At 71.4% G+C, this 10,810-nt stretch carries 7 protein-coding genes; 2 read left to right on the forward strand and 5 right to left on the reverse strand.

What is annotated here, in order from left to right; genetic code table 11:
* The first annotated feature begins 42 nt into the window (after positions 1 to 42).
* Positions 43 to 2,880, forward strand: a complete 2,838-nt coding sequence (locus tag ACWFR4_RS07300; protein ID WP_453651319.1) for a glycosyl hydrolase family 95 catalytic domain-containing protein — start codon at positions 43 to 45, stop codon at positions 2,878 to 2,880.
* 79 nt (positions 2,881 to 2,959) lie between these two features.
* Here the strand turns inward: ACWFR4_RS07300 and ACWFR4_RS07305 are convergent, their stop codons facing one another.
* The 4 genes from ACWFR4_RS07305 to ACWFR4_RS07320 form a co-directional block, all read right to left on the reverse strand.
* Positions 2,960 to 3,682 carry an exonuclease domain-containing protein gene (locus ACWFR4_RS07305; protein WP_453455585.1) on the reverse strand — a complete coding sequence of 241 codons (723 nt, stop codon included), beginning with the start codon at positions 3,680 to 3,682 and terminating at the stop codon, positions 2,960 to 2,962.
* A gap of 111 nt (positions 3,683 to 3,793) precedes the next feature.
* Positions 3,794 to 5,047, reverse strand: coding sequence for an SAV2148 family HEPN domain-containing protein (locus ACWFR4_RS07310; RefSeq protein WP_376002116.1), 1,254 nt, complete (start codon positions 5,045 to 5,047; stop codon positions 3,794 to 3,796).
* A 100-nt stretch (positions 5,048 to 5,147) separates the two neighbouring features.
* Positions 5,148 to 6,455, reverse strand: coding sequence for a copper amine oxidase (locus tag ACWFR4_RS07315; RefSeq protein ID WP_453455588.1), 1,308 nt, complete (start codon positions 6,453 to 6,455; stop codon positions 5,148 to 5,150).
* Between the two features lie 53 nt (positions 6,456 to 6,508).
* Positions 6,509 to 7,297 (reverse strand): Tat pathway signal sequence domain protein, encoded by a 789-nt coding sequence (locus tag ACWFR4_RS07320; protein WP_453651321.1) that lies wholly within the window; start codon positions 7,295 to 7,297, stop codon positions 6,509 to 6,511.
* A gap of 160 nt (positions 7,298 to 7,457) precedes the next feature.
* Between ACWFR4_RS07320 and glgX the strand changes: the two genes are divergently transcribed.
* Positions 7,458 to 9,572, forward strand: coding sequence for a glycogen debranching protein GlgX (gene glgX, locus ACWFR4_RS07325; protein ID WP_453455593.1), 2,115 nt, complete (start codon positions 7,458 to 7,460; stop codon positions 9,570 to 9,572).
* Here the strand turns inward: glgX and ACWFR4_RS07330 are convergent.
* Complete coding sequence (locus ACWFR4_RS07330) at positions 9,526 to 10,800, reverse strand: MFS transporter (RefSeq protein ID WP_453651323.1); 1,275 nt, start codon at positions 10,798 to 10,800, stop codon at positions 9,526 to 9,528. The two genes, glgX and ACWFR4_RS07330, sit on opposite strands and share 47 nt — an antisense overlap.
* Between the last annotated feature and the right edge of the window lie 10 nt (positions 10,801 to 10,810).

A 10,810-nucleotide genomic window follows, 5' to 3' on the forward strand; every position in this document is an offset into this window, starting at 1 on the left:
CAAGGTACGGCGGAGTTGGCCGACCCTTGCCTGGAGGACCTGATGCCCGCACGCCCTGAACCCGGCTCCGCCGTCTCCCGCCGCTCCGTTCTCAAATACGGCTCAGCCATCGGATCTCTCCTGGCCCTGAGTCAAGTGCCCGCCTTCGCGGCGCAGGCGGCGCCGAGACCCGGCGGGCGCCCGGCCGCGCCACGCCTCGTACCCGAGGCCGACGCTCTCGCGCTGCGGTACGGGTCCCCGGCCGCCGAGGACCAGCTCATGCGGGAGGGGCTGCCGATCGGCAACGGCCGCCTCGGCGCCGTCGTCTCCGGGCACCCGTCCCGCGAGGTCCTGTCCGTCTCGGACGTCAGCCTGTGGACGGGCGGGGCGAACGACGCACTGGAGTCGGACGGCCAATTCCCTTACGACACTGCCCACTTCGGCTCGTACGGCGTCCTCGTCAAGGCGTATCTGGAGGTGCCGGGGCACGATCTGTCCGCCGTGAGCGGCTACCGGCGCCGCCTCGACCTCAGCAACGGCCTGACGACGGTGGAATACGAGCTCGGTGGCACCCGCTACCGGCGGGAGATCTACTGCAGCCACCCCGACGACGTGATCGTCGTCCGGCTCACCCGCGTAGGGGGCGGCACCTGGAGCGGACGCCTCACAATGACCGGGACACGCGGCGAGCCGATCACCGTGGACCCGGCCACCGCGTCCGCCGGGTTCGCCGCGGAACTCGACAACGGCCTCGCCTACGCCGCTGTCGGTCGAGCCGCGACGCACCACGGCGGCACGGTCGGCGCGAGCGGCTCCTCGGTCACCTTCGAGGGCTGCGACGAGGTGCTCCTCGTCCTGAGCGGCGGCACCTCCTACTCCCCCGACGCCGACGGGTTCATCGACCGCGACGCCGACCCGCATGCCACCGCCGCCGCGCGGACCGCCGCAGCGGCGAAGGCCGGCGCGACCCGTCTTCTCGCCGCCCATGTCGCCGACCACCGCGCCCTGTTCGACACCATGAGCGTCGACCTGGGCGCGTCCACCGACGCGCAGCGTGCCCTGGACACCGACAAGCGGCTCCTGGCCCGGCAGGCCTCCGGTGGCCGCCCCGACCCCGAACTCGAGGCGTCTTACGTCCAGTTCGGCCGCTACCTCACAGTGTGCGGCTCCCGCTCCTCGCTGCCGCTCAACCTCCAAGGACTGTGGATCGACCGGAACGACCCGGCGTGGATGGCGGACTACCACACCGACATCAACCTCCAGATGAACTACTGGCCCACCGACAGGACCGGCCTGCCCGACTGCTTCGACGCGCTCGCCGACTACTGCCTCGCCCAGGTCCCGCACTGGGAGAAGCGCACCCACGAGCTGTTCAACGACCCGCGCAACGGCTTCCGCAACACCAGCGGCGAGATCGCCGGCTGGACCACGGCGATCTCCACCAACGCCATGGGCGGCCCCGGCTGGTGGTGGCATCCGGCGGGCAACGCCTGGCTGTGCAACTCCCTCTTCGAGCACTACGAGTTCACCCTCGACCGGCGCTATCTGGCGAAGATCCTGCCGCTCCTGGAGGGGGCCTGCGCGTTCTGGGAGAAGCGGCTCGTCACGGCGACGGTGAAGGACCCGAGGACCGGGGCGGACGTCGAGGTGCTCGTCGACGACCACGACTGGTCGCCGGAACACGGCCCGACCGACGCGCGCGGCATCACGTACGCCCAGGAGCTGGTCTGGCAGCTCTTCGAGAACTTCCGCACCGCCACGGCGGCCCTCGGCGCCTCCAAGGCGTATGCCCGCCGTGTCGCCGCCCTCCAGGACAGGCTGTACCTGCCGCGTGTCAGCCCATCCACGGGCTGGCTGGAGGAGTGGATGGGCGGCGCGAACCTCGGCGAGACGCAGCACCGGCACCTCTCGCACCTCGTCGGCCTGTTCCCCGGTGACCGCGTCAGCCGCGACCGCAGCCCGCACGACATCCTCGTCGGCGTCGACAAGGGCCTCACGGCCCGCGGCATGGACACCTACGGCTGGGGCTGCGCCTGGCGTGCACTGTGCTGGGCGCGGATGAAGGACGCGGAGAAGGCGTACCAGCTCGTCGGCACGGTGCTGCGGCCCTCCGTGAACCACAGCAACGGCACCGCGCCCAACTTCTTCGACATGTACCAACTGGGCGGCAACAGCTCGGTGTTCCAGATCGACGCCAACTTCGGCACGACGGCCGCCGTGATCGAGATGCTCCTCTATTCCCGCCCCGGCCTGGTCGAACTCCTGCCCGCTCTGCCGGTCGCGTGGGGCGCGTCGGGCAAGGTCACCGGCATCGGCGTGCGCGGCGGGTTCACGGCCGACCTGGAGTGGAGGGACGGCGTGGCGACGAAGCTCCGGCTCACCTCGACCGGCGGCCGCACCACCCGCGTAAGGGCCGGCTCCTGGACGAAGGACGTCAGTCTGAAGCCGGGCGCGAGCATCACCCTGGCCCCCTCGTACGCGTCGCAGCGCTACGTACTCGTCAACCGGGCCGACAGCGGCATGGCGATCGAGGTGTCGGGGACCGCCGAGTCCGCGCCGCTGGTCCTGGGCGCGCGCACGGGCGGCGCGTCGCAGCAGTGGAAGTTCGCAAAGGCCCTGGACGGCGGCCACCGCCTGACCAACGTGCACTCCGGCCTGACGGCGGACGTCAGCGGCGGCCAGGCCACGGAGAACGCCCCGATCGTCCAGTACCGGGCCACCGGCGCGGACAACCAGCACTGGCGCGCGGAGTCCACGGACGCCGGCCACGTCCGCCTGGTGTGCGTCCGCACGGGCAAGTCCCTCGGCACGGCCGGCGGTTCTACGGCGACGGGCACGGCGGTCGTCCAGCAGACGTACACGGGCGCGGCGTCGCAGCAGTGGAGGCGGGTTGCCGTGTAGAGCGGCCAGGTGGCGGCGGGATCTTCACGGCTTCACCGGCCTCCGGGCCGGTGGCTCCGTGAAGCCCCCGCCTCACGGCTCAGACCCCGGGCCCCGTCAGCTCCCGCATCGGCCACGTCGTCTCGACCACCGCCTGTGCGTCGCCCTTGCGGCGCAGGAAGGACTGGAAGTCCGCCGCCCACTGCGCGTACCACTCGATCTGGGATTCGTGGAGGCGAGCCGGTCCGAGGGAGGCGACCTTCGGGTGGCGGCCGGCTATCGCGGAGGCCAGGCGCGCGGCGGCGAGGGCGTCGGCGGAGGCGTCGTGCGCGGACTCGAGCGTCACGCCGTACTCCGCGCACACCGCCTCGAGGTTCCGCTTGCCTTTGCGGTAGCGGTCCACCGAGCGGTCGATCGTGTACGGGTCGATGACGGGCGCCGGGTCCACGCCGCCGAGCCGCTCCCGCAGCGACGGCAGGCCATGGCGGCGCAGCTCGGCGGAGAGCAGGGTCAGGTCGAACGCGGCGTTGTACGCGACGACGGGCACGCCCGTGCGCCAGTATCCGACGAGTGTCTCCGCCATGGAGTCCGCGACCCGGTCGGCCGGCTCACCGTCGGACGCCGCTCTCTCGTTGCTGATCCCGTGCACGGCGACCGCGTCGGCCGGGATCTCGACCCCCGGGTCCGCGAGCCACTGCCGGTGACCCAGCGGCCTCGCGTCCTTGACCTCTATCACCGCGCCCGTGACGATGCGCGCCTCGCGCGGATCCGTCCCCGTGGTCTCCAGGTCGAAGCCGACCAGCAGCTCCTGGTGCCATCCCATCGCGGCCCCCTTCTTCATGGTGCGTCCCCGTGTCTCCCCCAGTGGCCACCACGATGACATGGGGCACTGACAACGGGCCGGGAGCGTTCCGCTTCCCGGGGTGCGGCGGGGTCAGGACACAGGCCGGGCGTCCGCCCACGCCAGCTCGAATTCTTCGCGATACGTCGGGAAAAGTCCGGCTTCCTCCCCGTCCTGGGCGTGGGCCTTCACCACGCGCCCGGGCCCGCGCAGCACGAGGACCGGCGCCTCCATGCCCCTGGCCCGGCGCAGATACGACTGGACGACCCCGACGCCGTCCGACCCGTCGCCGTCGACGAGATACGCGGTGAACCGTGGCGTCTCGTCGTAGACCTGGATCTCGAAGGCGCCCGGGTCGCGCAGCCGGGCCCGCACCCGGCGCATGTGCAGGATGTTCATCTCGACGGCGCGGCTCAGCTCGCCCCGCTTGAGGCCCAGCTCGCGCTCCCTGCGCTTGACGGCGCTGGAGGCGGGGTTGAGGAAGAGCAGCCGCACCCGGCAACCGGACTCGGCGAGCCGGACGAGGCGGCGGCCCGAGAAGTTCTGCACCAGCATGTTCAGGCCTATGCCGATGGCGTCGAGGCGGCGCGCGCCGCCGAAGATGTCCTCGGCCGGGAACTGGCGCAGGAGCCGCACCCGGTCCGGGTGCACGCCCACGACGTCGGCGTACCGGTCGCCGACGAGTTCCTCGACGGCGTCCACCGGGAGCCTGCGGGCGGACGGGACGTCCGAGCCCGCGCCGAGCATCTCCAGGAGCCGCCCGGAGGCGCGCTCGGCCTGGGCGAGGACGGCCTCGGACAGGGCGCGGTTGCGCGAGACGACGTTCCGCGTCACCTCGAGCTCGTCGAGGGCGAGTTCGACGTCACGGCGGTCGTCGAAGTACGGCTCGAAGCAGGGCCAGTGCTGCACCATCAGCTCGCGCAACTGCGGCAGGGTGAGGAAGCTGAGGACGTTGTCGTCGGCCGGGTCGAGCAGATAGCCCTTGCGGCGGCTCACCTCGCGCACGGCGACGGCCCGCTGGACCCACTCCTGCCCGGCGGGCCCGGCGGCCGCCACGACCCAGTCGTCCCCGTGGACGGGTTCGTAGATGGGACGCAGCACGGCGGCCACCACGGCCCGCAGCCGCTGTTCGACCAGGTTCAGCCAGATGTAGGCGCGGCCGGCCCGCTGCGCGCGCGTACGGACCTCGCTCCAGGCGTCGGCGCCCCAGGCGAACTCCGACTCCGGTCCGATCTGGGATCCCATGTCCATGGGCCGTGCCAAGGACACCGCTCCGGGCGGGACGTCAGCGGAGCTCCCCTCGTGACCTGCGTCACCAGGGGGCAGCTCCAGCCCACCCGAGCTCACCCACGCACCGCCTTCCGCTCCCCCGAGCAACCCCAGCAACGATCAAGGAAGGGTACTCCGGGAGCGGTCGGCGGTGCAGCCGGATGGGCAGGGTAGTTTCTCAACTGCCGTTTCTGGGCACGCCGTTCTGGTCCGCGAGGTCGGCGGGAGTGAGCGGATTCATAGCGGTCACGTCCCTGGGGGCCAGTGAGAAGCCCTGCCAGTGGACCGGCATCGGCTGCTGGTCCTCATCCCGGGCGATGTGGTGGAACCCGATGTTGACCCAGGTGATCGGGTGCGTGAGCGTCTGCCCGCCGACCCATTTGTCGACGCTGGCGCCGCCGCAGTGCCCGGCCGGGTTGTCGCTCGCGTACTGCTCGCACTTCTTGTACTCGGTGAAGTACACGTCGTGCTTGGTGAACGAACGGCCGGGGAACTTGCTGGAGCGGCCGGGCACGAACTCGTAGGACCTGGGGTGGCCGTCCTTGTTCTTGCCAGCGGTGCTGACGACCCGCCACCAGCGCATGTCCTTCGCGTCACCGGCGAGTTCCTTGGTGACGGGGGTGCGGGTGGTCTTCGTGGTGGGGCTGCCGCTGCCGCGCGGCGCGGTGACCTTGGAGTCGTACTGCTCGACCTTGCTCTTGGGAGAGCCGTCGAGGCCGAAGTTGAGCCGCCAGAAGACGTTGTGGGCGTGGCTCTCGGCGTAGGCGCGGGCGCCCTTGCCGATCGGCCAGCCCTTGCCGTCCGTGCCGTTGTAGTCGTACGGGGAGAGGCTGCCGGTCGCGCCGACGTTCGACGTGATCGTCCCGTCGGAGGAGAACCGCCATTCGGTGATGTACTCGTACCAGGACGCCTTGTTGACCGTGTAGACGAGGAGGTCCTTGCCCTGGGCGGTGTAGACCTTGCCGCTGCCGCCGGTGCTCGCGTCGTCGTTGAGCCGGTACGCGTGCCCACGCGCGCGCGTGGTGGTGCACAGGCCCTGCACGTTGCCCCGGTCGGGCACCTTGACGGTCTTGATGGTGCCGCCGGGGCACTCGCCGGGCTTCAGGTTCTGCAGGGCGTACCCGAAGTCGGTGCCGGTGACGTCGTCGTACTCGTTCTCGCCGTCGTCGTAGGGGACGTGCACCTGCGCGAGGCGGGCGCTGGTGAGGACGGCGATCGGCTTGGGCTCGTCCTTGGGCTGGTAGCTGACGTTGTCGAGGACGAGCCCGGACAGCGTGTTGTAGTGCCAGCACATGCGCCAGGTCGTGCCCCCGTCGAGGACCTGCTCGATCTTGTACGCGGTGCTGCAGGCCGGGGCCGCGGCGGCGGGCGCCTGCGGGGCGGCGGTGGCGGGGCCCGCGGCGCTGACGGCGGTGCCGAGCAGCGCGAGGGACGTGAGGGCGACGGCGGCCCGGGCGCGGGCGCGCCGAAGTCTGTTGACGTGCATACGGAATGACTCCTTCGAACAGGAGGAGAAGAGAGAGAAGAGTGCGTGGAGGCTCAGCCGAGGCGGCCGACGGTGCGCGCGCTGAGGTCGACGACCAGGGCGCGGGTGTCGATCCACGGCCCGTTCCTGACCTTGGTGACGACGCGCAGGCACCGGTGCTCGCCGCAGGCGGTGAGGCCCGACGGGACGTGGGCGACGGTCTCCTTGCGGAAGACCATGCCGCTCAGTTCGAGCTGGTCCGTGCTCGTGAGCTGCTTGCCGGTGGCGTCCTTGTAGTCCTTCTTCAGGCCGGCGCCGATCGGGTCCGCGATGAGGAGCTGGGTGGCTTCCCGCAGCTCGCCGGGGCTCGGCGGCGGCTGCACGCCGTGCGCCGTGTCGGTGTTCTCGACCTTGCCGCTGTCGAGGTTCACGGTCCTGGTCACGACCGTGTCGGCCTTGTAGTCGTAGTAGACGACCTCGGCGCGCCGCTCTGCCGCCTGCGCGCCGCTCTGCGTGGGGTCCACCTCGCTGAGGTTCGTGGACAGGTGCTGCGGCCCCCGGTCGCCCTCGACGTCCCGCGCGCTCCTGCGCAGTCCGTTGCTCGCGACGGCGATCTGTTCGGCGCGCTTGATCTCGTCGTCGGTCAACGGGTCCCTGCCGACGCCCTTGTCGCCCTCCTTCGGCGCGGCCTCCACCACGCCGTCCTTCGGGATCGCGTCCTGCTGGGCGGAGCCGGCCTCGGCCTGGTCACCCGCGCCCGCCTCCCCCGGCAGGGTCACGCCCAGCAGCACGGCGGTCGCCGCGGCCGCGACGGCCGCTCCCGCCATCATTTTCCCCAGATGGCGTCTTGCGAGCTCTCGCACATCTTCCCCCTGTTGTCCCCGCGGCCCCACCTGTGGGCGGACGGGTATGCGTGGTCTTCCTTTAAGAGGGGCCCAATTCCTAGGTGGTTCCGTCACTTTCGGGAAGACTCTGGCGGGAGTCGCCCGGGGTATCCGGGCCGGGAGTGGAAGAGTCGTACCCATGCAGGTCTGGCCTGGACAGGCGTATCCACTCGGTGCCACTTACGACGGCGCCGGCACCAACTTCGCGGTCTTCTCGGAGGCCGCCCGGCGCATAGAGCTGTGTCTGCTGCACGACGACGGGTCGGAGACCGCGGTGGAGCTGCGGGAGACCGACGCCTTTGTGCGGCACGCGTATCTGCCCGGCATCATGCCGGGCCAGCGGTACGGCTTCCGCGCACACGGCCCGTACACCCCGGAGCGCGGGCAGCGGTGCAACTCGTCGAAGCTGCTCCTCGACCCGTACGCACGTGCGATCAGCGGCCGGATCGACTGGGGCGAGGCGGTGTACGGGTATCCCTTCGGGGCGCCCGACAAGCGCAACGACCTGGACTCGGCGCCGCACACGATGACGTCGGTCGTGGTCAACCCGTACTTCGACTGGGGCGACGACCGTCCGCCGCGCACCGAGTACCACCACACGGTGATCTACGAGGCCCATGTGAAGGGCCTCACGATGACGCACCCGGCGCTCCCGGAGGAGCTGCGCGGCACCTACGCGGCGCTCGCGCACCCGGCGATCCTGGAGCACCTCACGGAGCTGGGCGTGACGGCGCTCGAACTGATGCCGGTCCATCAGTTCGTCAACGACCACCGGCTGGTGGAGATGGGCCTGAACAACTACTGGGGCTACAACACCGTCGGCTTCTTCGCCCCCCACAACGCCTACGCGTCCTGGGGCGACCGCGGACAGCAGGTCCTGGAGTTCAAGTCGGCCGTGCGGGCGCTGCACGAGGCCGGGATCGAGGTCATCCTCGACGTCGTCTACAACCACACGGCCGAGGGCAACCACCTGGGCCCGACGCTGTCCTTCAGGGGCCTCGACAACGCCTCGTACTACCGCCTCGCCGACGACCGCCGCTACTACATGGACACCACGGGCACCGGGAACTCGCTGCTCATGCGCTCTCCGCACGTCCTCCAGATGATCATGGACTCGCTGCGCTACTGGGTCACCGAGATGCACGTCGACGGGTTCCGCTTCGACCTGGCGGCCACGCTGGCGCGACAGTTCCACGAGGTGGACCGGCTGTCGTCGTTCTTCGACCTCGTGCAGCAGGATCCGGTGGTCTCCCAGGTGAAACTGATCGCCGAGCCGTGGGACGTCGGCGAGGGCGGCTACCAGGTGGGCAACTTCCCGCCGCTGTGGACGGAGTGGAACGGCAAGTACCGGGACACCGTCCGGGATCTGTGGCGGGGCGAACCGCGCACCCTCGCCGAGTTCGCCGGACGGCTGACCGGCTCGTCCGACCTCTACCAGGACGACGGCCGCCGGCCGCTCGCCTCCATCAACTTCGTCACGTGCCACGACGGTTTCACCCTGCGCGACCTGGTCTCGTACAACGAGAAGCACAACGAAGCGAACGGCGAGGGCAACCGCGACGGGGAGAGTCACAACCGGTCGTGGAACTGCGGTGCGGAGGGCGACAGCGACGACCCCGGGGTGCTCGGCCTGCGGAACCGTCAGATCCGCAACTTCATCGCGACGCTGATGCTCTCCCAGGGCGTGCCGATGCTCAGCCACGGGGACGAGCTGGGGCGCACGCAGTACGGCAACAACAACGCCTACTGCCTGGACAGCAAGCTGGCCTGGGTGCGCTGGCCCGAGGACGGCGAGCAGGACGCCCTGCTGGCGTTCACGCGCGCGATGGCGCGGCTCCGGCGTGACCACCCGGTGTTCCGCAGGCGCCGCTTCTTCCACGGGCGGCCGGTCGAGGGCACCCACGACGAGCTGAGCGACATCGCCTGGTTCACTCCGGAGGGCGAGGAGATGACGCGGGACGACTGGGGCGCGGCGCAGACGCGGGCCCTGTCGGTGTTCCTCAACGGGCACGCGATCTCGGAGCCGGGTCCCCGGGGCGAGCGCATCTCGGACGACTCGTTCCTGCTGCTGTTCAACGCGTCGCCCGACGTGTTGGAGTTCCTCGTGCCGGTCAACCACGGCCGGCAGTGGGAGGTCGTCGTGGACACGGCGCTGCCCGAAGGCATGCCCCTCGGGACCGGCGCGAAGGTACAGGCCGGTGACCGCCTCACGCTCCTCGACCGGAGCCTGACGGTGTTGCAGCGACCGGCCTGACTCCTGGTCCCGCCGGGGCCTTGACGAGAAGTGCGACGCCGAACGCGAGGGCCGCCGCCACGCTGCCGACGGTGAACGCCGCGGCGGGGCCGTGGGACTCGGCGAGGCGGCCCGCCACGGCGAGCGTGACCGCCTGCCCGCCGACGAAGGCGCTCGCGGCGAACGTCATGCCCTCGGCGAGACGTTCGCGCGGCACGGCGCGTTCGGTGAGTCCGAAGCCGGTGATCAGGTTCGGCGCGAAGACGGCGCCGAACACGGTCACCGCCACGTAGAGGCCCGGCATGCTCTGCGTGCCGATCAGCAGGAGGGACAGGAGCGCGGCGGCGGCCGTGGCGACCCGCCAGCGCGCCGCGAGCCCGAAGCGCTCCGGCACGGCGGCCATGGACAGGCCGACGGCGGCGCTCATGACGCCCATGGCGGCGTAGACGAGGCCCGCCTGGTCCTCCTGGCCGAGCTCCTGGGTGAGCGCCGTGATCCCGGCCCCGCAGCCGCCCAGGAGGACGCCGAGGAGGACGAGGCCGAGGCGCACGAGCCGGACCTCGCGCGGCATGCGGGGGCGCCGGGCCCGCGGCTCCTTGGGGGCGGGCGCCGTCGCGGGCCGGACCGCCGTCGCCGTCGCCGTCGGGTGCAGCGCGAACGCCGTGCCGCAGCCGGCGACCAGGAGGGCGGCGGCCCCGAACGCGTACGCGGGGTGGCCGACGAAGGCCGCGACGCCGATCAGCGCGGGCCCGAGGACGAACGACAGCTCGTCCATCGTGCTCTCTAGTGACAGCACCGTGTTCACGACGCGCTCGTCCGCACCCCCGCGGCGGACGAGCGCGACGCCCCGGGCCCTGGCCAGCGGGCCGATCCCCGGCACCGTCGCCCCGGCGAGCACGCCGAGCGCCACCAGGAGCGGCGTGGGGAGTCCCGCGAGGGCGCCGAGCGTGTAGCAGCCGATCGCGAGGGCGTTCAGCAGCGAGCAGCACAGGACGACGCTCCGCTGCCCGCGCCGGTCGGCGAGCCGGCCGACGACGGGCCCCATGGCCACCTGTCCGAGCGCGAGCGCGCAGGCCACGGTCCCTCCGGTCGCGAGGGAACCGCTCGTCCTGGTGATCAGCAGGACGCTGCCGAACTGGATCACCGCCACCGGCAGTCGCCCGAAGAACGAGATCACCGGGAGCAGTGCCCCGGTCGCCCCGAGCACCTCGCGGTATGTCGCCGACGTTCCCCCCGCTGCCTGTGCCATCGTTCGAAGC

It is taken from the genome of Streptomyces sp. NPDC055140 (assembly GCF_053607285.1).